Annotated in this window: 19 protein-coding genes and 1 pseudogene; 10 read left to right on the top strand and 10 right to left on the bottom strand. The window is 61.2% G+C overall.

What is annotated here, in order from left to right; translation table 11 throughout:
- Nucleotides 1–16 precede the first annotated feature (16 nt).
- From EVC45_RS08610 to EVC45_RS08600, 3 genes are all read right to left on the bottom strand, one after another.
- Nucleotides 17–583: an isochorismatase family protein gene (locus tag EVC45_RS08610; protein WP_129957573.1), complete on the bottom strand. Its 567-nt coding sequence runs from the start codon at nucleotides 581–583 to the stop codon at nucleotides 17–19.
- 45 nt (nucleotides 584–628) lie between these two features.
- Nucleotides 629–1,081, bottom strand: a complete 453-nt coding sequence (locus EVC45_RS08605) for a MarR family winged helix-turn-helix transcriptional regulator (RefSeq protein WP_129957572.1) — start codon at nucleotides 1,079–1,081, stop codon at nucleotides 629–631.
- 120 nt (nucleotides 1,082–1,201) lie between these two features.
- Nucleotides 1,202–1,849: a VTT domain-containing protein gene (locus EVC45_RS08600; RefSeq protein ID WP_129957571.1), complete on the bottom strand. Its 648-nt coding sequence runs from the start codon at nucleotides 1,847–1,849 to the stop codon at nucleotides 1,202–1,204.
- A gap of 151 nt (nucleotides 1,850–2,000) precedes the next feature.
- Here EVC45_RS08600 and EVC45_RS08595 point away from each other — a divergent pair, with 151 nt between their 5' ends.
- Nucleotides 2,001–2,528, top strand: coding sequence for a GNAT family N-acetyltransferase (locus tag EVC45_RS08595; RefSeq protein WP_129957570.1), 528 nt, complete (start codon nucleotides 2,001–2,003; stop codon nucleotides 2,526–2,528).
- A 92-nt stretch (nucleotides 2,529–2,620) separates the two neighbouring features.
- Here the strand turns inward: EVC45_RS08595 and EVC45_RS08590 are convergent, their stop codons facing one another.
- The 3 genes from EVC45_RS08590 to EVC45_RS08580 form a co-directional block, all read right to left on the bottom strand.
- Entirely contained in the window at nucleotides 2,621–3,679 is a 1,059-nt protein-coding gene (locus tag EVC45_RS08590; RefSeq protein ID WP_129957569.1) for an alkene reductase, read from the bottom strand.
- An 83-nt stretch (nucleotides 3,680–3,762) separates the two neighbouring features.
- On the bottom strand, nucleotides 3,763–4,065 hold the full coding sequence (locus tag EVC45_RS08585) for a helix-turn-helix transcriptional regulator (RefSeq protein WP_129957568.1): 303 nt from the start codon (nucleotides 4,063–4,065) through the stop codon (nucleotides 3,763–3,765).
- Nucleotides 4,066–4,569: 504 nt separating this feature from the next.
- Nucleotides 4,570–4,785 carry a hypothetical protein gene (locus tag EVC45_RS08580; protein ID WP_129957567.1) on the bottom strand — a complete coding sequence of 72 codons (216 nt, stop codon included), beginning with the start codon at nucleotides 4,783–4,785 and terminating at the stop codon, nucleotides 4,570–4,572.
- A gap of 120 nt (nucleotides 4,786–4,905) precedes the next feature.
- Here EVC45_RS08580 and EVC45_RS08575 point away from each other — a divergent pair, with 120 nt between their 5' ends.
- Together EVC45_RS08575 and EVC45_RS08570 are read left to right on the top strand one after the other, a co-directional pair.
- The gene (locus tag EVC45_RS08575; protein ID WP_129957566.1) at nucleotides 4,906–5,178 is read left to right on the top strand and encodes a hypothetical protein; all 273 of its coding nucleotides are present in this window, start codon (nucleotides 4,906–4,908) and stop codon (nucleotides 5,176–5,178) included.
- Nucleotides 5,179–5,328: 150 nt separating this feature from the next.
- Entirely contained in the window at nucleotides 5,329–7,401 is a 2,073-nt protein-coding gene (locus EVC45_RS08570; RefSeq protein ID WP_248295067.1) for a response regulator, read from the top strand.
- Between the two features lie 102 nt (nucleotides 7,402–7,503).
- Here the strand turns inward: EVC45_RS08570 and EVC45_RS08565 are convergent, their stop codons facing one another.
- On the bottom strand, nucleotides 7,504–8,292 hold the full coding sequence (locus EVC45_RS08565) for an IclR family transcriptional regulator (RefSeq protein ID WP_129957564.1): 789 nt from the start codon (nucleotides 8,290–8,292) through the stop codon (nucleotides 7,504–7,506).
- 141 nt (nucleotides 8,293–8,433) lie between these two features.
- Here EVC45_RS08565 and EVC45_RS08560 point away from each other — a divergent pair, with 141 nt between their 5' ends.
- The 5 genes from EVC45_RS08560 (at nucleotide 8,434) to EVC45_RS08540 (ending at nucleotide 14,140) form a co-directional block, all read left to right on the top strand.
- Entirely contained in the window at nucleotides 8,434–9,708 is a 1,275-nt protein-coding gene (locus EVC45_RS08560) for an aromatic ring-hydroxylating dioxygenase subunit alpha (RefSeq protein ID WP_129957720.1), read from the top strand.
- 106 nt (nucleotides 9,709–9,814) lie between these two features.
- Nucleotides 9,815–10,597 (top strand): SDR family NAD(P)-dependent oxidoreductase, encoded by a 783-nt coding sequence (locus EVC45_RS08555; protein ID WP_129957563.1) that lies wholly within the window; start codon nucleotides 9,815–9,817, stop codon nucleotides 10,595–10,597.
- A 14-nt stretch (nucleotides 10,598–10,611) separates the two neighbouring features.
- A complete protein-coding gene (locus EVC45_RS08550; RefSeq protein WP_129957562.1) occupies nucleotides 10,612–11,574 on the top strand; it encodes a PDR/VanB family oxidoreductase in 963 nt (320 codons plus the stop codon).
- A 92-nt stretch (nucleotides 11,575–11,666) separates the two neighbouring features.
- Nucleotides 11,667–12,926 (top strand): nitrate/nitrite transporter, encoded by a 1,260-nt coding sequence (locus EVC45_RS08545; protein ID WP_129957561.1) that lies wholly within the window; start codon nucleotides 11,667–11,669, stop codon nucleotides 12,924–12,926.
- Nucleotides 12,927–13,033: 107 nt separating this feature from the next.
- A complete protein-coding gene (locus EVC45_RS08540; protein WP_129957560.1) occupies nucleotides 13,034–14,140 on the top strand; it encodes a porin in 1,107 nt (368 codons plus the stop codon).
- Between the two features lie 630 nt (nucleotides 14,141–14,770).
- Here EVC45_RS08540 and EVC45_RS08535 read toward each other — a convergent pair.
- Nucleotides 14,771–16,045: a glycosyl hydrolase gene (locus EVC45_RS08535; protein ID WP_248295066.1), complete on the bottom strand. Its 1,275-nt coding sequence runs from the start codon at nucleotides 16,043–16,045 to the stop codon at nucleotides 14,771–14,773.
- Between the two features lie 587 nt (nucleotides 16,046–16,632).
- Here EVC45_RS08535 and EVC45_RS08530 point away from each other — a divergent pair.
- Both EVC45_RS08530 and EVC45_RS08525 read left to right on the top strand, forming a co-directional pair.
- Nucleotides 16,633–17,229, top strand: a pseudogene (locus EVC45_RS08530) (sugar transferase); the annotation flags it as partial.
- Nucleotides 17,230–17,337: 108 nt separating this feature from the next.
- Entirely contained in the window at nucleotides 17,338–18,462 is a 1,125-nt protein-coding gene (locus EVC45_RS08525) for a glycosyltransferase (protein WP_129957558.1), read from the top strand.
- A gap of 118 nt (nucleotides 18,463–18,580) precedes the next feature.
- On the opposite strand, the gene EVC45_RS08520 is transcribed toward EVC45_RS08525, so the two are convergent.
- Nucleotides 18,581–19,501, bottom strand: a complete 921-nt coding sequence (locus tag EVC45_RS08520; protein WP_129957557.1) for a glycosyltransferase — start codon at nucleotides 19,499–19,501, stop codon at nucleotides 18,581–18,583.
- Between the two features lie 139 nt (nucleotides 19,502–19,640).
- Nucleotides 19,641–20,555, bottom strand: a complete 915-nt coding sequence (locus EVC45_RS08515; RefSeq protein WP_129957556.1) for a polysaccharide deacetylase family protein — start codon at nucleotides 20,553–20,555, stop codon at nucleotides 19,641–19,643.
- Nucleotides 20,556–20,571 lie beyond the last annotated feature (16 nt).

The raw sequence follows: 20,571 nt of genomic DNA, 5'->3' as shown, positions 1-20,571 counted from the left end.
CGCTTCAATCAAGTCTTTAAGCGCGCGAGCTTTCGAGCAGATCGAGCACTTCCTGCGTCGTGCCGGTTTCGCCCAGGCGCGGGAAGATGCGCGTGATGCTATTGGTGTGCGCGTCGGCGTTCAGGTCGGTCATCGCGTCGACGACGAGCGTGACGTGCAGGCCCGCCTCGTTCGCGAAGCGCGCGGTCGATTCGACACCGATGCTGGTCGCGATCCCGACGAGCACCACTTGCGTGACGCCTTGCTGCTGCAGATGCTCGGCCAGATTGGTGTTCGTGAAGGCGCCCCACGTGCGCTTCGTGACCAGATGGTCCGACGGCTGCTGCTTCAGTTCAGGCAGCAGATCGGCGAAGCCGGCCGGGAAGTCGGCGGAGTGGCGACCCTGGTCGGTGCGGCCCGGTGCGCCGGCGGTAACGTTCACGAGCACGATGGGCAGGCCGTGGCGGCGGAATGCGTCGAGCAGCTTAACCGAGCGTTCGACGATTTCGCCAGCCGGGTGGGGGGCGGTGGGCAGCGCGACGATGCCGCGCTGCAGATCGACGACGATCAGTGCGGTCTTGGCGTCGAGGGTGGTGAGTGCCATGGAGTGCTCCTGGGAGTGGCGAGACGCGTGTGCGCGAATCGCGAGTTACAGATCGACGAGGCGTTTCAGCAGATCGACGCCCGTCGCGAGTTGTTGCTGTTCGGCTGCCGTGAAGTCCGTTTGAATCGTGCGGTACAGCCAGTCTTCGCGTGCCGCGCGGCTTGCCTTGACCTTCTTGCGAAAGGACGGTGTCAGCGACAGAACCGTCTGCCGTCCATCATTAGGGTCGGGCGCGCCGCTGACGAGCCCCGCGGCTTTCAATACCGCGAGCGTTTCTCCCATCGATTGCGGACGCATGCCGTGAGCGCGCGCGAGCGTGGTGACCGTGGCCGGGCCTTCGCGTTCCAGCAAGTTCAGCACCTGCACCTGCGACGGCGTGAAGTCGCCGACATGCGACTCTTCGCGCAGACGCCGGCGCAGCTTGCCCGCCAGCACGCGCAGATCTTCGGCCAGCGTATGAAGTTCTTCCGGCGTAACCTGGGGAGGGGATTTGCTCATGCGATGAGCTCGCGCGATGACATGATGTGAAGGTTTCCTGATAAGGTTACCTTCGTATCTTGCCCGGGTCAAGTTTTGAGGTGGCGGGAGGCCGTGCGCCGGGGCGTCGCCACGATGCCCTCAACGCGCCCGCATGCGCCGGTTGAAAAAGCGCCATACCGCTCCGCCGACCAGCATCGCTCCGCCCAGCGCGAGGCCCAGCAACACCAGCGAACTCAGATGCTCGCGGACCACCGGCACGTTGCCGAACAGATAGCCGGCCGCGATCAGCGAGACCACCCACAGCGCGGCGCCCGCGGTGACGAACGCGACGAAGCGTGAGAAGGTCATGCGCGACACGCCTGCGGCGAACGGCGCGAACGTGCGCACCACGGCGATGAACGGTGACAGCAGGAAGGTCAGGCGGCCGCGGGTCTCGCTGAACGCGTGGGCTCGACGCAGCGCGTCGCGGTTGAGCCAGTAGTAATTGCGGGTGTAGACCTTGTCGCCGACCGCGTGGCCGATCGCGTACCCGACGATGCTGCCGCCCACCGTCGCGACGAACAGCACCGGCGCGACGATCCACACGTTCAATTCGCCGGTGGCCGCGAGCGCGCCGCAGATGAAGATCAGCGGATCGCCGGGCAGGAAGAACAGCGGCAGAAAGCCGTATTCGACGAACACGACGACGAACAGCAGTGCGTAGATTGCCGTGCCGAATTGCACGATCAGCGCGCTCAGGTGCTGGTCGAGGTGCAGCGCGATCTGCAGCACATTCATCAGGTTCATCTTGGCACGGGCCCCAGTTGGCGTTCGGATGTGATGAGTGTAGTCCGGCGAGCGTGCGTGCGGGGCGTTCGCGCGAGTTTATGTCGTTTGACGCTTGTCGATGTTGCGGCGCCGATGTCAAACTCGGGCAGTCTTCACCAGATGCAACGCCATGTCGCACGACTCTGCCATCACCTTCCGTTTTGCCGCGCCGCACGAAGCCGAAACGATTCGTGCAATCGAATTCGAAGCGGGCCTGCGTTTCGTCAGCGTCGGCATGACCGGGATTGCCGACGCGCCGCCGATGGCGCGCGAGGTCGTCGAGCGCAAGATCGAAGCGCGCGAGATCATCGTCGCTATCGACCAAGACGCGATTTGCGCGGGCTTCGTGATGTTCGAGCCGCAGCCGACGCGCATCTACGTTCAGGAACTCGATGTGCTGACGTCGCGCGCGGGAAGGCGCATCGGTGCGGCATTGATCGAGGAGGTCGCGAGAATCGCGCGTGCACGACAATTGACGCAGCTCGTGCTGTCGACGTATCGCGACGTGCCGTGGAACGCGCCGTATTACCGGCAGCTTGGGTTTCGCGACCTCGATACACCGGAACTCGACGAGGCGTTACTCGCGCGGCGCGATGCGCATATCGCGCGCGGGCTCGATGAATCGAAACGGGTGTTCATGCGGCGCGAGCTCGTCTAGCGCGCAAAAAGCGGCGGGCGTGGCTGAAAATTCAGTCATGCCCGCCGCTTTGTCATTTCACACAGCGGACCAGAGCCCGCTGTCACTACCGGTTACACCGTTTCCAGTGCCGGATAGTCGGTGTAGCCGACTTCGCCGCGCGCATAGTACGTCGCCGGAACCGGCTTGTTCAGCGGCGCATCTTCAGCGAAGCGGCGCACCAGATCCGGATTCGCGATGTACAGCTGACCCCAGGCCACCGCATCCGCTTCGCCCGCGTCGAGCACATGCTGCGCGGATTCCTTGGTGAACTTTTCGTTCGCGATGTACGGGCCGCCGAACGCCTGCTTCAGTTGCGGGCCGAGGCGGTCGTCGCCGAGCGCTTCACGTGCCGCGATAAACGCGATCTTGCGCTTGCCGAGCTCACGCGCGACATAGCCGAACGTTGCGGCCGGATCGGAATCGCCCATCGTGTGCGCGTCGCGGCGCGGCGCGAGATGCACGCCGACGCGGTTCGCGCCCCACACGCCGATGCACGCGTCGGTGACTTCGAGCAGCAGGCGGGCGCGGTTTTCGATCGGGCCGCCGTAGGCATCGGTGCGCTTGTTGGTGCTGTCCTGCAGGAACTGGTCGAGCAGATAGCCGTTCGCGCCGTGCACTTCGACGCCATCGAAACCTGCGGCCTTGGCGTTTTCCGCGCCCTTGCGGAATGCTTCGACGACGCCGGCGATTTCATCGAGCTCGAGCGCGCGCGGCGTCACGAACGGACGCTCGGGACGCATGAGGCTCACATGACCACCCGCCGCGATCGCGCTCGGCGCGACCGGCAACTCGCCGTTCAGGAACACCGGATCGGAAATACGGCCGACGTGCCACAGTTGCAGGAAAATCTTGCCGCCCGCGTCGTGCACGGCCTGCGTGACGAGCTTCCAGCCTTCGACCTGCTCCTGCGACCAGATGCCCGGCGTTTCGGCGTAGCCGACGCCTTGCGGCGTGACCGACGTCGCTTCGCTGAGGATCAGGCCGGCGCTCGCGCGTTCGGCGTAATAGCGCGCCATCAACGCGTTCGGCACACGAATTTCCTCGGCGCGCTGACGGGTGAGCGGCGCCATGATGATGCGGTTCGGCAGCGTGATATCGCCAATTTGCAGCGGATCGAAAAGAGTCGGCATGAGAGTTCACCTTTGGCGGCGGGCAGGGCCCGAGCCTCAAAAAACTGCGTGAAAAAGGAAGCGCGGCGATGCGAATGCGGCGCTCAGAGCTTGGCGTTCATGTATTCGAGGAACGCCTGAATGACCGGCTCGTTGCGTTTGAAAAACACCCATTGACCGACCCGTTTCGACGTGACGAGCCCCGCGCGCTGCAGCGCGGCGAGGTGCGCCGAAACGGTGGACTGCGACAGACCGCAGCGCGCGTCGATCTTGCCCGCGCACACACCGTGGTCAAGCGGCAACTCCTGATCGGCGAAATGCGCTTGCGGCTCGCGCAGCCAGCCGAGAATCTCCCGACGGACCGGGTTGGCCAGCGCTTTATGGATCGCGTCGAAATCAGGCGTCATGTGGATGGTTTTCGGGTGATTCGGCAACCGGCACGCCGCATGGCGTGCGCGACATGCATCGCTACAGAACGAATCATATATCGTAATTTTACGATATATGTGAAAGCACTACTTGGAATGGGGCGATAGGTATCGACGTACGAAGAAGTCTGCGCTTACGCGCAGACGAAGTCCCTCGGCCTGATTGACGGCCAGAAGCCTGCGCGGCGCGCCCAGACGAACAGGCTCGAGACACCGGGAGCGCACGGGAGATAGTTTGCCGGGGCGCCGCGGGGACCTGCAGCGCGTCGCGCGGATCCAGGCTGAACGTCGACTGCTCGAGCAACGAGAACCGTCCTCGCGGCCAAACACAAGACATCGTGCAAAGCGGCTGTAAAGCCATTGATTCGATTCAGGTGGCCGGCGCAACGGAAAGGCTGTGGCCCTGGTGGCTGGAGACCGCGTCCAGAGAGACACGACGAAGATTGCTCGCGGTGCGTCCGGTACATGGCGATCGACCAGTACTCACACTTTTGGGTACTGGAGATCCACCGGCTTGGAAATGCCCGAAATACGTTGTTCCTTCGTGAGCGCGTCATCGAATTTTCGCTCCGGCGTAACCAGACCGATGGTGGCGGCGCGGCCGGCACCATCGGCAATGAAATCCAGATACGTGCAAACCAGTACGATCTCTTTTCTGAAGACGAAGAAGAGGTACGACACAGGTCTGATTTGCAGCATGGAGAGTGGCGCGTTAAACCCTGGTTTGTATCGGGCCGAGTTCAGTGTCGGACCGAACGTCGCGAGCGCAACGAAAGTCCTTGAAACCCATCGCCGACCGGTTCGGCGTTTGACCGCTCGATGGACGTGTTCATCGATGTTGTCTGGGTACTCGACCCGACGTACCTAAGTGAGTTTTTCCCGCTTAGCGGTGACGGCATGGAAGACGGCAGACTCAGTTCTGGTTTTGTCCATGGTAATGGCATCAGGTGTGCCGTTTTGATCAATAAATTCTTCGAAGTAGCGACGAGTTGCAGCATCGTCCCGATCGGCTCAAAGCAGGGGGCGACGGTGAGACGGCTTCAGCATCCGCGCGGCGCAGCTCTTGAGGAGCGCGCCCCGTGGTCGTCATGAGGAATGCCACAAGTTGCGCGTGGAAACGGCCTTCGGTGCATCCGGCACTCGCCAGGTGAGAAACCTCGACTCGAGCGCTGCACGCTGTGCTATGACCGGTGGTCGGCAGATCGCGCGGAAAGTTCGGCAGTTCGGGCGCAGAAACCTACGTTGAACGCGCTTTTGTCGCCGCGCATTGCAATATGGCGAAGTTCCGGTGATGCAATCGCCGTCGCTGGCGCCGATTATCTCAATAATCAGATTCGGCCGATATTCGCGGCTTACCGTAGTCCTTACATTGCAGTGATGCTGCTGGTTTTGGGCTTCATGTGGCTGCTTCTGTTGATGCTCGATCACAAGCTGTTCAAGCCCGACTATGAACGTTCACAGAGAGTATTCGAAAGTGAGGCCCTGAATCGCACGATGGTCGCGGCAGCGCCGTCCGGGTTTGCGCTGCTGTCTTTCGATCAGGGCGAGATTCTGTTGCAGAGCAACCTGATGCATACCTACGAATCGAACACGCCTCCAGACGAACCAAGCTTGCACGAGCGTTTGCTCAGTCTCTATGACCGCAGCCCTGACGCACCTGCGTGGCAGTCCGATCTGGAAATGCCACTCAGACTCGCCGACGGCCGCGTGGACGATCTACTGGTGAGCATGATGCGCACCAAGTATCGCGGGAAAGATGTAGTCCTATGCAGTTTTTCCGACGTCACGACGTTGAAGAACACCGAACGCAAGCTGGACGAGGCGCGTGCAGCAGCGGACGCCGCCAACGAGGCGAAGTCGGCGTTCCTCGCGATGATGAGCCACGAAATACGCACGCCACTCAATGCCATTCTCGGAAACCTCGAGTTGCTGGGCCGCACGCCGTTGTCATCGTTGCAGGAAGAGCGGTTGGGGGTTGTCACGTCGTCATCCACTGCGCTCCTCGGAATCATCAACGACATTCTCGATTTTTCGAAGGTAGAGTCGGGGCAAATGACGCTGGAGTCGATCAGTTTCGATCTGGGTCATGTGATTCGTCAGGTGGGCGCGATGTTCGAGCCAGTCGCACAGGCGAAGGGGCTCGAGTTCGACTGCGTGATAGACGATGCGCTAGCGCCGCACTATCTGGGTGACCCAACGAGAATCCGGCAGATTGCGATCAACCTGGTCAGCAACGCAATCAAATTCACCGCCACGGGCGAGGTCCTGCTCGAGGTTTACCTCAAGGACGACACGGCCGACGATTCTCCGATCGTGATTGGCGTGAGCGACACCGGCATCGGCATGACGCCTCAGCAGCAGGAGACGCTATTTCATGCTTTTACACAGGCGGATTCTTCGATTGCGCGGCGCTATGGCGGAACAGGACTCGGACTCGCGCTGTGTCTGCGGCTGACCGAATTGATGCATGGCACGATCCGGGTGAAGAGCGAGTTGAATGCCGGCAGTACCTTTATCGTGACCTTACCCATTCCGGCGAGTGCAGCCACACCTATCGGCGCACCAGAAAACATCAAAGCCGAATCGAAGCCCACCGAGATCGACACACACGCCATACACATCCTGGTAGTCGACGATCAGCTCGCGAACCGGGAGTTGCTGGTCGCGCAACTCGCCACGCTGGGATACGAGGCCGAGATGGCCGATAGTGGCGGGGCGGCATTGCGGCGCTTCAACGAGCGCCACTACGATCTGGTGATGACCGACATCAATATGCCGGGGATGGACGGGTACGCGCTCGCACGGTGCCTGCGAGCTCAAAGCGCGACCGTGCCGATCATCGCGGTGACTGCGCACGTCGCAGCGGAAGAGCGCGCGCGATGCACGAAAGCGGGAATCGACGAGGTCCTGCTCAAGCCTGTCCTGCTTGACGCCATGGATGCGACGGTGCGGCGGCTGGTCAGCGAGGCCGGAAGGCGCCCCGCGAATAATATCGCGGCCATGCGCGACATCTCGCAAGGGCCGCTGCCCGAACACATCCACGCTGCGATGATCGAAGCACTCAAAGAATCACTTCGTGAACTGCATGCCGCTATTGAACTAGGCGATACGAAAACGGTGCTCGCCCAGCTTCATGCGGTTCGAGGCTCCTTCGCGATGATTCAGGAGGCCGAAGTGGCGAATGCGTGCGCTCAGATGGAGCAGCAAGCCAGAAGTCACGACATTCCCGCCGTCAAGAATGGGCTCAATCGTTTCGAGCCACTCGCTTATTCGACGCTCGCGCGGCGCGTTATGAGCGCACAGCCGGACACGTGACATTTCGGCTTCAGCCATGAATCGACGTGAAGAAAAGCAGGAACCGCGTGTCGACTTTCCTGACGCCGTTCCCCCCGTCGGCCAGCATCACCGATGCCAGGGTCACCGACGCGCTGCGCGGTGCACCCGTCCAGTTTCCCCTTGATGCCCTAGCGCACGCGACAGATTTCCCACCTCGCGTTTGAGCAACTCCGCGAACTGCGCGACGCGCTCATCGGTTACGCGCACGCTCGGCCCGAAGATGCACACCGATCCCGCCACCTGGTTCGCGCCGTTGAAGAACGGCGCGGCCACCGCGACGGCACCTGCGATCAACTCGTGATGACTGGTGCCGAAACCCTGTGCGCGGACTGCGTCGAGATCGGCGGCGAGCGCCGCGACGTCCTGATTCGGATCGGTCACATAGCGCCGCAGATCGTCGGCCGACAGCGGCATCTGCGAAAGAATCGTGCGGCCGCTCGCGCCGAGTACGAGCTTCTCGCGATAGCCGACCCCGCGCCGGAAACTGAGCGGCTGCGGGCTTTCCAGTTCGGCCACGCAGATCCGGTAGGTCCCCTCCGGCACGAACAACGCGACCGTCTCCGAGGTCGCTTCCCAAAGCTCGCGCAGCATCGGCTGCGCGAGTTGCGCGATCGTATTGTTCGCCATCCACGCATGCGCGAGTTGCGCAACCGAACTGCCGAGCCTGAAGCGCTGCGGCTCGCCCGACGACGCAAGAAAGCCGTTCTGTTCGAGCGTGTTCAGAAGCCGGTACAGCGTCGGTCGGCTCAGATCGACGCGGGTCAACAACTCCGCGACGGTCAATTCCTTGTCCCCTGGGCGGAACGCCAGAAGAATTTCTAGCGCCCGCTCGACTGCTCGCACATTTTCGTGCGGCTTTTTTTCTTCCATTTGAAATTTCCTTTCTACGTCGATCCGCGTCGATTGCACATTGTAGTGAAAGTCCCTACCGGGACGAACTTGACGTGGATCAATCTGTCCGTACAATGAGACTACATTCTCACACAACGGACAACTGGATTCGGAGGAATGATGGACAAGAACATGTCGGAGACCCTGGTTCGCACTGGCCCAGGCACGGCGATGGGCAATCTGATGCGCCGCTACTGGGTGCCGGTGCTGCTCATGAGCGAAATCGCGGAGCCCGATTGCCCGCCGGTGCGCGTGCAGATCCTTGGCGAAAAGCTGCTCGCGTTCCGCGATTCCGACGGCCAACCGGCGCTGATCGACGAGTTCTGCTCGCACCGCGGCGTGTCGCTGTACTTCGGGCGTAATGAAGAGAACGGCATCCGCTGCTCGTATCACGGCCTGAAATTCGACCGCGACGGCAACTGCGTGGAAGTTCCGTCCGCGCCGCAGGCGTGCAAGCACATGGGCATCACCGCGTATCCGTGCATCGAACGCGCGGGCATCGTGTGGGCGTACATGGGACCGAAGGATCGCCAGCCGGCGCCGCCCGATCTCGAGTGGTGCAACCTGCCCGAGAGCCACGTGTTCGTGTCGAAGCGGCTGCAGGAATCGAACTATCTGCAGGCCATGGAAGGCGGCATCGACACGAGCCATGTGTCGTACGTGCACCGCTACGAAGTCGACGAAGACCCGATGCACCAGGGCACGAAGGCGCTCGACTACATCAAGGCCGACGGCAACGTGATCTTCGAGATCGAGAAGCAGCCGTTCGGCCTCACGCTGTTCGGCCGCCGCAACGGCGAGCCGGATTCGTACTACTGGCGCGTCACGCAGTGGCTGTTCCCGTGGTACACGCTGATCCCGCCGTTCGGCGATCACTCGCTCGCGGGCCACGTGTGGGTGCCGATCGACGATCACAGCTGCTGGGCGTGGAGCATCAACTTCCGCCCGGACCGTCCGCTCGACGAGCAGGAACTGGCCGACCTGAACGCCGGCAAGGGCATTCACTGCGAGTACGAGGAAGGTGGGACGTTCCGCCCGAAGGCGAACAAGGGCAACGACTACCTGATCGACCGCCAGGCGCAGAAGGACAAGCGCGCGTACTCGGGCGTGTTCGGCTTTGCGATGCAGGACGCGTCGCTGCAGGAAAGCATGGGTCCGATCCAGGACCACAGCAAGGAAAAGCTGCTGCCGACCGACCGCGCGATCGTGATGGCGCGCCGCATGATGTACGAGGCGGCAACTGCCCTGGTGCCCGACACCGATCCGCCCGCGATCGACGCCGATCAGCAGCGCGTGCGCGCTGCCGGCGTGCTGCTGCCGCGCGATCAGAAGCCGCAGGAATGGGCGGTGATCCATCTGCACGACGGCAAGGACCAGCCGATCTACTCGATCTGATGCACGGCGGGGCCGGACTTCGCTCCGGCTCCGCGTGCTCGTCGTCTGGTCCGACTGGACCTTCTGCCCATTCCGCAAAAGGAGGCCGGCTGCGCGCCGGCATGCAATGCAGCAACGTAAAAGACTCGAGGACAAGGTCGCGCTGATCACCGGCGGCGGAGGCGGCATCGGTGCCGCGACCGCGCGCGTGTTCTGCGCGGAGGGTGCCGCGGTAGTGCTGGTCGATGCGAACCCGGAAGCGCTCGCGCGCGTCGCCGACGAACTGAAGACGGCCGATCCGTCCGCGCGTGTCGAGACCTTCGCGGCCGACGTGTCGCAGGAAGGCGACGCAGTACGCGCGGTGCAACTCGCCGCCGATTCGTTCGGCCGGCTCGACGTGCTGGTGAACAACGCGGCGATGCGCAACTACAGTGCGCTCGCCGACGCGACGCCGGCCGAGTGGCAGGCGATGGTGTCGGTCAACCTGGTCGGCACCTCGAACTATTGCAGGGCGGCGCTGCCGTTCCTGCGTCGCGCGGGCCGCGCGAGCATCGTCAACGTCTCGTCATGCTACGCGGTGACCGGCCGCAAGGGCATGGGCCTGTACGACGCCACCAAGGCCGGCATGCTCGCGATGACCCGCACGCTCGCGTTCGAGGAGACCGCGAACGGCGTGCGCGTGAACGCGGTGTGCCCAGGTTCGACGCTGACCGAATTCCACGTTAACCGGGCCATTGCGTCGGGCAAGAGCGTCGAAGCGCTGAAGACGCAGCGCCAGGACACGTCGCTGATCGGCCGCTGGGCATCGCCCGAAGAGATCGCCTGGCCGATCCTGTGGTTTGCGAGTGACGAGGCGTCGTACATCACCGGCACGACGCTGATGGTCGACGGCGGCCTGTCGGCGATGTGAGCGGAGGAGGTGGCATGAACATGACCGATTCCACACTGATGGTGCGGGTCGCCGCACGGCGCGACGAAGCCGACGAAATCGCTGGCTTCGAATTCGTCGACGTCGACGGCCGCGACCTGCCGCCGTTCGAGGCAGGCGCGCACATCGACGTCTACGTGCCGGGCGGCCCGGTGCGGCAGTACTCGCTGTGCAACGCGCCTCACGAACGTCACCGGTATCAGATCGCGGTGTTGCGCGACGCCGATTCGCGCGGCGGATCGCAGCGCATGCACGACGCGGTGAACGACGGCGACGCGATTCGCATCGGCGTGCCGCGCAATCACTTCCCGCTTGCGCGGCATCACGCGAAGCCGCTATTGCTCGCGGGCGGCATTGGCGTGACGCCGATTCTCTGTATGGCGGAGCACCTGGCCGCCACGGGCGCAGCGTTCGAGATGCATTACTGCGCGCGCTCGAAGAGCCGTGCGGCGTTCGTCGAGCGGATTGCCGCGTCGCCGTGGGCGCATAACGTGCAATACCACTTCGACGACGAGCAAGGCATGCTCGATCTCAACGCACTGCTGACAGACGCCGATGCGGATCGGCATCTGTACGTATGTGGTCCGCAGGGCTTCATGAACGCGGTGCTCGACACGGCGCGCTCGCTCGGCTGGAGCGACGATCGCCTGCACTACGAGTACTTCGCGGCGGCGCAGCCTGCCGGCGATGGCGCGTCGTTCGACGTGCGGCTTGCGCGCTCGGGCCGCGTCGTGTCGATTGCGGCCGATTGCACGGTCACGCAGGCGCTCGCCGCGGCGGGCGTCGAGGTACCGGTGTCGTGCGAGCAGGGCATCTGCGGCACCTGCGTCACGCGGGTGCTCGAAGGCGAACCCGACCACCGCGACCTGTACCTGTCGCCGGAGGAGCAGGCCCGCAACGATCAGTTTCTGCCGTGCTGTTCTCGTGCGAAGACGAGGGTGCTCGTGCTCGATCTCTAACGGTAAGCGCCGGCCCGGCCGCCAGGCGCGGGCGGCGCCATCCATCAGAAAGAAAACGGGCGGCCGCTGGCACGCCCGCCATTGGAGGAGTCATGGAGAAAAATCTGGCGTCGACGGAGGGTATGCCCGCGAGCGTCTGGACCGCGAACGGTGCGGGGGCGGCGAGTGGCGCCGACACCAGCCCGTATCGCTGGGTCGCGCTGTTCATCGTGTGGGCCGCGTTTCTGCTCAGCTATGTGGTCCGCGTCGCGTGGAGTACGGTCGCCGCACCGGTCGGTGCGTCGCTCGGCATCAGCGTGTCGATGCTCGGTGCGTTCGTGACCGCGTTCTACGCGGGCTATGTGCTGGCGAACGTGGTCGGCGGCATGCTGACCGATCTGCTCGGCGGTCGCGCGATGCTCACGCTCGCGCTACTGCCGCTCGGCGTGCTCACCTTCACGTTCGGCTATACGCATTCGCTCGCCTTCGGCATCGTGATTCAGGCTGCGATGGGCTTCGCGGCGGGTGCCGACTACTCGGCCGGTGTGAAGATCATTCCCGCATGGTTCACGCGCGACCGTGGCCGCGCCATGGGCCTCTACACGACCGCGACGTCGCTCGCGGTCGTGATCGCGAATGCGGTCGTGCCGTCGTTTTCCGCGCGCCACGGCTGGTCGAACGCATTCCATATGCTCGGCATCGTTACGTTCGCGTGGGGCATCGTCACCTTGCTGCTGCTGAAGAACCGGCCGTCGAACGAAGCGAAGCCCGCGCGCAACAGCATGCAGGAAATGCTCGGCCTGCTGCGTAACCGTAACCTGATCGCGCTGTCGATCGCGGGCTGCGGCGGGTTGTGGGCGACCGTCGGCTTCGGTGCATGGGGCAACGCACTGATGACGCGGCAATACGGCATCGCGCCGATCGTCGCCGGGTCGATCGTCGCCTCGTTCGGCATCGGCGCGGTGATCGCGAAACCGACGCTCGGCTGGATCTCCGACCTCCCCGGCGTGTCGCGACGGATGATGTCGATCGGTTGCCTGATCGCGTTCGCGATCACGCTGCTCGTGTTCGGCTGCTGCTCGACGGTGCATCAGTTCTATCTGGTCGCGCCGATCCTTGGTGCGTTCTCGTTCGGCTATCTGCCGGTGCTGATGGCACAGGTCAGCGACGCGTCCGGCAAACGGCTCGCGGGCGCGAGCGCCGGCTGGACCAATGCGATCTGGCAGTCCGGCAGCGCGGTGTCGCCGATGGTGGTCGGCTCGCTGTATGGCGCGAGCCATTCGTTCATGCTCGCGCTCCTCACGCTCGCGGTCGGACCCGCTATCGCGGTCGTCGCGATGTTCTTCGTCAACCCGCACATCGCACGCGAATGACCGATTCTCCTGAGGCCGGCGTGGCCACGCGCCGGCTTCATCGACGAGATGCGTCGAACTAAAACTATTTCGCGTCACAAAACAACTCACTTTCCAGCAGGAGACACATGGTGAAGCACAAGCCTCTCGCCAGGCCGTCGAAGGTCCTTTTTGCATGTGGTATTGGTATCGGCATCTGTGGCACGGCGCACGCGCAGTCGTCGGTCACGCTGTATGGCATCGTCGACTCGGGGGTGACGTACGTGACCCACGCTGCCACGCCGCAGGGATCGTCGGGCACGCAGGTCGCTCTCGGCACCGGCAACCGGCTGAACTCGCGTTGGGGTTTCACGGGCAAGGAAGATCTCGGCGGCGGACTGCGGGCGATTTTCACGCTCGAATCGGGCATCGCGATGAACACCGGTGCGCTGCAGCAAGGGGGGCGGCTGTTCGGCCGGCAGGCGTTCGTCGGACTGGAATCGGACCGCTACGGCGCGACGATGCTCGGCCGGCAAATGACGCCGATGTATCGCTACTTCCTCGCGCTCGACCCGCTCGGTTATTCGAGTTACGGCTTGTCCGCGCAGGACGCGCAGTTCGTCGGTCGCGCGGACAACTCGGTTTCGTATCTTGGCCATGTGGGACCATTCGAGCTGAATGCGCTCTACAGCTTCGGCTATGACGCGGTCACCTACAACGTGCCGGTGGCGGGCTCGTTCCGCGTCGGCAAGCAGTACGACATCGGCGGACGCTATGTTCAAGGGCCGCTGAATCTCACGTTCGTGTACGAGCAGCGGCAAGGTTCGTCCATCGCGTCATCGGGTGACAGCGAGCGGCGCTACGTGGCCGGCGGTTCGTATGAGATCGGCAACGCGACGCTGTATGGCGGCTACGAATTGCTGCTGAACGACGTCCAGTCGACGCTCGCCGCATCGCCGCCGCAGTCGATGGGGTTCGCCGGCGTGCGCTACAGGGTGACGCCGGCGCTGGACCTCGGCGCCGCGACTTACTACCACGCGTATCGCCACGTCGACGCGCACGCATTGAGCACCGGCGTCAACGCGGACTACTGGCTGTCGAAGCGCACGGCGCTTTACACGGACATTACGTATGTGATCAACAGCTCGAAGGCCGCGCTGAGTGCGACGGGCTGGGCGACATCGGTCGCGACGACGACGGTGAAGACCGGCGCGAATCAGTTGGCGATTGCGGTCGGCGTGCTGCATAAGTTCTGAACATGGCGGTTTGCGTTGCCAGCGGGATGGCAGATAGCAACACCGCTGGGCCTTTTTCCATCCGACGCACGACGATGCACGTTTCATCGCCGTGCGTTTTCGTTTTGGAAACGATAAACAGAGAGAATGCATCGATCTCTGCGTGGATTTGCCGGCAAGACTCGACACATTGAGGTGCTATAAGTCAAGAACGTCAGCAATTGCGGTTGGCTTCCGTTGAAAAGACGAGCAGTCGCGCTCTATATCGCGGACATTAGAATGATCGGCTCTTTTTTGATGTCTCCGAGAAATATCTGGTAACATAATTCGCCTCATGCTTCGGATGTTATCTTCTTGCAAGGTGACCGGCCATGGCAGCCGGGATGGCAAGTGTGCAGTTTGGGAAGATGCCCAGACCATAGTCGCGTCACTAAGCCGACGCCTCGAATAATTCGTTGTGGTCGTTAAGGGATTGGAGGGGAGATGCTGAGCTTCTTGACACATGCCGCGTGTCTATTGGTCGGTGTGGCGATTGGCGTCTTTGTGTGTGCACTTTGCGTTGCGCGCGCGCGAGAGTCGACAGACGAAAGTCTCAAACCATCAAGCAAGCCGGAGCACGGCAGCGCGACAAAATAACTATAGCGGCTGGCTTTACTTGATCGGCGTCAGGTAAGAGCCCGATAGAAATCGCTGCCCTTGCGGAATGGTCGCCGTGTATGCCTGAATAGCGGCGGCCAGCTGCGGACGAATCAGGTTGCGGTTGTAGTCGTAGATCGAGTAGGTGTCGCCTTCGCCGTTGCTCGGGGCCCCGTTACGCACGACATACCAGAACGCCTTCGCTACTGAACCGTTGTTCATCAGAATCTTCAACTGATTGAAAGCCGCAAGTTGTCCGGCGTCCGTAAGGTTCGTGCCATTGTTGGTTTCCGTGAGCCAGATCGGCTTGGAACCACTCGCTGCCAGATTCGAAACGGTCGTCATGAACGATTGCATCAATATGTCGAAGTCCGCGCCGTTGAAATACGGGTGAACATCGACGACATCGATCGTCGTGTTCAGCGGGCTCGAAGCGCTCTTCGTATTGTTGCCCATCGCCTTGATGTAGTCGGTTGCCTGGATCAACTCCTTACCTGCTGGCGGTTTCCAGCCGCGGTTCGGGTAAGCCGAGTTGTAGAAGTACGAGATACCCTGGGTGTGCAGAACCGTCTTGTAGCCCAATTTGTTTCTGGTGTTCAGTACGCTCTTCGCTTCCGAATACAGCGTCTTGCTCCGAGTCAAAATGTAGCCCGAGATTCCGTTCGGATCGCCGTAAGACGGGTCGGTTGCGGAGAACGACCAGTTGGTCTCGTTGAACAGCTCGATGTCGGCCGTGAATGGAAGGACGACGTCCATCAGCGAGCCCAGATACTTCGTGAAAGCGGCATCGCAGAAGTCGAGTCGCGACGAAGCAGCCGTCGGCGGATTCCGGGTCGCGGGGCAATGGTATGCGCTAGCCGGCGCGTACATACCCACCTGGAAAAGAATCTTCATACCCCGCGTACGTGCGGCATTCAGAAGCGATTTCAGGAAGGCCACCCTGTTGGGGTCCAGCGTGCTGCCGTCAGCCAGCGTCATGAACTCCCACGAAGCGCCGAGGCGAACCGTACCTACACCCAATCGGGCAATCAGATCGAGGTCTTTCGAGCATTCGCTCAGTGCCGTCTGATCCGCACTCCATAGATCGCAGTTCACGTCCATTGCGAAACGGTCGCTGTCGCTTCCGGTAGGAGGCGGTTGGCGCGCTGCGAGTTGTTGACCCATGGCGGTGGTCGTATTCGCAAGAGCGGCGGACATTGGCTGCCCGCACAGAAGAGTCAAAACGGCGAATAAACGGAACAGTATTATCCGAGGGATCAATTGCCACTCCAAAACTTTCTCGCCCGACATGTTCGCAGGACCCGAAGCCATGCAGCGCAAAGCCGCAATATCAGATATCCAATGTCGAATAACTTTTGGCGAACTTCGCAATGAGCAGATTCTACCGCGACATGCAAATTCTACCGTCGTGTGCGGTAGAGCGCATTAGCAAAAGGGGTCACTCCAGCATACTTCTACTGTGGATGACCGGCGCGTACTCGCTAAACGTCGTTCCATCGGAATAGATTTGGGTACGACCAGTAAACAAATCGTCCTTTCATCAGAGCTCCACTTTTAGCCTTCCTTGAATGCGTAAATTTGTTTAAGGCGAAAAGCGTCTTTCCTGTTTAGCCAAAAGAGAAATCGGGAAGTACACAGGCAAGTTAAACGTTTGCCAGCAGCAAACGTCTGACGTGACTAATTTGCCGTGATTTTTGCGTGTGACAGTCGGCTATAAGACGAATCAAGACCTTCAAGGGGATAATATGTTCGATTCCGACGCCGCCGCGGATCCGGAACTGGAAGGCGCGTGCATCAAAGTGATGTCAAAGCAGCTCGCCTCGGATGACTCTAATTCGATAAGCGCGAACCCCCGGGGCACCTGGTGGGGTGACGCCGTGAAGAGAGCCATGGATGTCTGCGGGGCATCTGTTCTGCTCATTCTGCTTTTGCCGGTTCTGCTGACCATTGCGCTGATCGTCATGCGCGATCGCGGAAGCGCCGTCTATGGTCACCCACGAATTGGCCAGGGAGGACGTACTTTCAGGTGCCTGAAATTCCGCTCGATGGTGAAGAACTCGGATGAAGTTCTTGCCAAACTTCTCGCCACGGACCCGCAGGCCCGTGCTGAATGGGACCGCGATTTCAAGCTGAAAAACGATATTCGCATCACTCCGGTCGGTCGCATTCTGCGAAAGACGAGCCTGGACGAATTGCCCCAGCTCTGGAATGTGCTGCGCGGCGATATGAGCCTGGTTGGCCCCCGTCCTGTCGTGCAAAAGGAACTGGTTCGATATGGCCACGATGTCCGTTACTACCTCGCACTGAAGCCTGGAATGACGGGCTTGTGGCAGGTTAGCGGCCGCAACGACGTGGACTATCCGACACGAGTTTCGCTCGACGTCAAATACGCAATGAACCGCTCGCTGGCATTCGACGTATCGATCCTTTTGAGAACCGTCAAAGTCGTATTCGCGAAAGACGGCGCCTACTAAGGCCGGTTGAGGTTCTCTTACCGTGTCGGAGATTGGATGTCGGCCCGATCGCCTTGACGAAACGGCGACGTTTCTCGCCGGTGCTCATCAATACACGAGGAAAATGCTATGAGAGTGGTTCATGTGGTCGAATCGACTGCAACGGGAACGCTTGCGGTTGTAAGTACGCTTGCCACTCGGCTGGCCAAGGAAGGTCACGAGGTTTATGTCATCTATTCCGAGCGCGAAGAAACGCCGAAGAATCTACGCGCGATGTTCCACCCGGACGTCGTGCTGCAGCATCTACAGATGAAGGGACCGTCATTGCCGAGCGTGCTGTCCGACCTGCGCCGGAAGATCATTGAATTGAAGCCGGATATCGTCCATATGCACTCGTCTTTCGCGGGTTTCCTCGGACGAATTTCGACTCTGTTTGCGCTACCGGAAACGGCATTTTTATATAGCCCTCACTGCATTTCCTTTATGCGGAGGGATATTGGCAGGATGAAACGATACTGTTTCGTCGCGCTGGAGTTGCTCGCCAGTATAAAAAACTGCACCTATGTAGGCTGCTCGGAAAGCGAATGCGCCGCGATCAGCCGCCACCTGCGGCGGGAAGCAGTGCTGGTCGAGAATGCGATTGACCGGGCCGTCGCCGTTCAGCGCGACAATCGTCGGTCTAGCGAGGACAAAGCCAACACGACAAGCACGCGAAAAATCGTGACGGTGGGCGGCATTCGTGTGCAAAAGAATCCCCGGCTATTCGCGGAGATTGCCCGTTTGTTTGATAGCGGAGGCGCCGAGTTCGTGTGGATCGGCGACGGCGACGCAGCTCTGAAGCAGACGCTCGAGGACGCCGGTGTGCGCGTGACCGGTTGGCTTCCACGTGCGAACGTTCTCGATGCGGTCGCGCAAGCGGATATCTATCTGTCGACGGCTACGTGGGAGGGAATGCCGATCTCCCTGATCGAAGCAATGACGCTCGGCACGCCCGTTGTGGCTTCACAGTGCCCCGGCAATATCGACACCATTCGTCATGATTCGACCGGCGTCCTTTACCAGACGGCGCCGCAGGCGACCGCGCTGATCGCGAGAATGATGACGGACGATGACTTCCGTGAACGTCTATCGCGCCGCGCCCAGCAGGAAGCACACGGCAGATTCAGTGAAGATCGCTTCTTCAACAACATGGTGCTGCTTTATTCGGCCGAGCTAAACCGCATTCGCCAAGGCGGTCCGGTTGTGAGCGAATAATTGCCGGAAGCTGCGTGGCCTGAAGCGCGGCTCGTGCGGGCCGCGCACTTTCGAACCTGTGCGCGACCGTCCTCCCCGATGAATGCGGAGGAGGGCTCGCGCTGTCAGTGTTTGAATGCTAAATCCCCGCGAGATAACGCTCGATGCCAGAGGCGCCGATTACATTCGTCCACCGCAGGTGCAGCAGCGTGGACGGATCATTCTTCGGCACCATATCGCCGTGGAAATTGCAGATGCTGGAGAACACGTCAGGACCCGTTACCTTGCATTGAATTCCAAACTCGGCGGCAGCGTTCAGATTCGACGGAGAATCATTGCAGATGATTCTTTTGCCGAGCGCGGCATACTCGAGGAGCTTGGTCGGCGTCTGCACGTTATACGGGCGCTTGTAAGGGATGGTTGAAATAGCGATTTCGCAATTGCGAACCACCGCGAGCGCATCGCGTTGTGCGAGTCGCCCCGTGAACAGGATGCCCGGCGATTGAAGATAGGCGTCGGAGATCTCTTTCTCAGCCGGACCAACCAGAACGAGCGTATCCGAGTTGCGTCTGGTGGCGAGGAAGTCTGCGATGAACCTGACGAAGCCGCGTTCCCGCGTGATCTCGCCCAGGTAACAATAGGTGCCTGTCGGCAGCATCGGATTGCGCTCGGCCCCCGTCGCGAAGATCCAGTCCGGCACACCCATCGGCAGGTAAATGGTATCTACGCCATCGTTGAAGTCCATCAGTGCGCGCATCGACTCGTTCTGGAAGATGCGAAGGTCTGGCCGCGGGCTAAGCCTCCTCTTGATGCTGTCCTTCCACGCGCTGTTGCGGCCAACCGACAGCGAGCGGTAATCGTGGATCACGAACCTCGCAGTGGGGCTCTTGGGATAAAAGCCCATGATGCACCACAGAACATAATTCTCGGGATTAGCGATCTTTTTGTAGTCAGCCAGGGTTCCTGACGAAACCTGGCACTCAATGCCCGCGAAATACTTCGTGTAGGCATCGATCTCCGGATAATTCGCTTTGCCTGGATGAAGAATGAATATTTGCATTTCAATGCCACCGTTCAAGTGTGGTCAAGGCGACCGGACTCCTTGCGGATAGCGACCGCGCGAGTCCTGCTTGTTGTCGTGTCAAAGGCCGATATCGTCGGTCGGGATATGCCTGGTTGGATATCCGTCGTCGGCAGCGCTATTCCTGCTTCAATGAAGTGGGACCACCGCTGAAGAGGCGTTCAGCAAAACGCCGGATTCGCCCCAGTCGCAGATAACGCGGCACTAACGTCAGACCGGTAAGCTGTGCGGCGAACCACGCCACGGAGGACTCGTCATCGATGTCGAACGCCTTGAGCCGGAACGGATCGCTCTGTTCGTCGTTCCAGCCTACATCGGTCGTGCGTGCGCTTTTGTAACCGGCAGCCCTCAGCAGTTCGACTTCGCGCGGCCCGAAAATGCCGTAGGGATACGCGAAATGCTCACACGGCCTGCCGACAATCCGTTCGACTTCGACTTTGGATACCGTGATCTCTTCAAAGCATTCGTCATCGTCACAGCAGGTCAGTGTCGGGTGATAGCGCGTGTGCGACTGGAAGTCGACGTACGGTCGCATCACTTCGATCTGGGCGGCGCTGAGGCCGCTAATGGTCGCCGACTCATCCAGCAGTTCCTGACGAAAGCCTCGTGCCTCCAGTTCAGCCACGCGCTCGCCGTTTTTCAGGCGAATCAGCCGCCTCACACCAGCCTCCCTGGCAACGGGATGCAGAAACCAGTGCGTGCGCTCATGCGCGACGATACTGCTGCAGACGTAAATGGTGGGACGCACGCCGTACTTGATGAATATCGGCAGCAGTTCCGCATTACGCGCATGTCCGTCGTCGAACGTGACCGCCACGCGCGGGCGTCCGTTGCCGCGTGAATTCGACTGCGACAACGGCACGAATTCGACCTTATCGCGAAGGTACTCAAAATGAGCCTCGAGCGTTGCCGGCGCCGGATCATGATAGAGAAGAATTGCCGTGCGATCGCGCCAGAACAACGCTCGAACCGCTCTCGGGGCACCGCTGAAAAGAAGGGCGCGCGTGACTATCTCACGCATCAAGGGCTTCATTCGGATATTGGTCCGC

The organism is Paraburkholderia sp. UYCP14C, from assembly GCF_004197395.1.
Taxonomy (GTDB): Bacteria; Pseudomonadota; Gammaproteobacteria; order Burkholderiales; family Burkholderiaceae; genus Paraburkholderia.
The sequence above is the reverse complement of the archived record's forward strand: the minus strand, read 5'-3'. Positions and strand labels throughout refer to the sequence as shown.

Excerpts from the sequence above, each read along its gene's own strand:
- EVC45_RS08580 (WP_129957567.1), bottom strand. The coding sequence starts at position 4,785 with ATGCTGCAAATCAGACCTGTGTCGTACCTCTTCTTCGTCTTCAGAAAA.
- EVC45_RS08605 (WP_129957572.1), bottom strand. The coding sequence starts at position 1,081 with ATGAGCAAATCCCCTCCCCAGGTTACGCCGGAAGAACTTCATACGCTG.
- EVC45_RS08545 (WP_129957561.1), top strand. The coding sequence starts at position 11,667 with ATGGAGAAAAATCTGGCGTCGACGGAGGGTATGCCCGCGAGCGTCTGG.
- EVC45_RS08590 (WP_129957569.1), bottom strand. The coding sequence starts at position 3,679 with ATGCCGACTCTTTTCGATCCGCTGCAAATTGGCGATATCACGCTGCCG.
- EVC45_RS08555 (WP_129957563.1), top strand. The coding sequence starts at position 9,815 with ATGCAGCAACGTAAAAGACTCGAGGACAAGGTCGCGCTGATCACCGGC.
- EVC45_RS08520 (WP_129957557.1), bottom strand. The coding sequence starts at position 19,501 with ATGCAAATATTCATTCTTCATCCAGGCAAAGCGAATTATCCGGAGATC.
- EVC45_RS08585 (WP_129957568.1), bottom strand. The coding sequence starts at position 4,065 with ATGACGCCTGATTTCGACGCGATCCATAAAGCGCTGGCCAACCCGGTC.
- EVC45_RS08600 (WP_129957571.1), bottom strand. The coding sequence starts at position 1,849 with ATGAACCTGATGAATGTGCTGCAGATCGCGCTGCACCTCGACCAGCAC.
- EVC45_RS08565 (WP_129957564.1), bottom strand. The coding sequence starts at position 8,292 with ATGGAAGAAAAAAAGCCGCACGAAAATGTGCGAGCAGTCGAGCGGGCG.
- EVC45_RS08550 (WP_129957562.1), top strand. The coding sequence starts at position 10,612 with ATGAACATGACCGATTCCACACTGATGGTGCGGGTCGCCGCACGGCGC.
- EVC45_RS08595 (WP_129957570.1), top strand. The coding sequence starts at position 2,001 with ATGTCGCACGACTCTGCCATCACCTTCCGTTTTGCCGCGCCGCACGAA.
- EVC45_RS08540 (WP_129957560.1), top strand. The coding sequence starts at position 13,034 with ATGGTGAAGCACAAGCCTCTCGCCAGGCCGTCGAAGGTCCTTTTTGCA.
- EVC45_RS08515 (WP_129957556.1), bottom strand. The coding sequence starts at position 20,555 with ATGAAGCCCTTGATGCGTGAGATAGTCACGCGCGCCCTTCTTTTCAGC.
- EVC45_RS08535 (WP_248295066.1), bottom strand. The coding sequence starts at position 16,045 with ATGTCGGGCGAGAAAGTTTTGGAGTGGCAATTGATCCCTCGGATAATA.
- EVC45_RS08560 (WP_129957720.1), top strand. The coding sequence starts at position 8,434 with ATGGACAAGAACATGTCGGAGACCCTGGTTCGCACTGGCCCAGGCACG.
- EVC45_RS08610 (WP_129957573.1), bottom strand. The coding sequence starts at position 583 with ATGGCACTCACCACCCTCGACGCCAAGACCGCACTGATCGTCGTCGAT.
- EVC45_RS08525 (WP_129957558.1), top strand. The coding sequence starts at position 17,338 with ATGAGAGTGGTTCATGTGGTCGAATCGACTGCAACGGGAACGCTTGCG.
- EVC45_RS08575 (WP_129957566.1), top strand. The coding sequence starts at position 4,906 with ATGGACGTGTTCATCGATGTTGTCTGGGTACTCGACCCGACGTACCTA.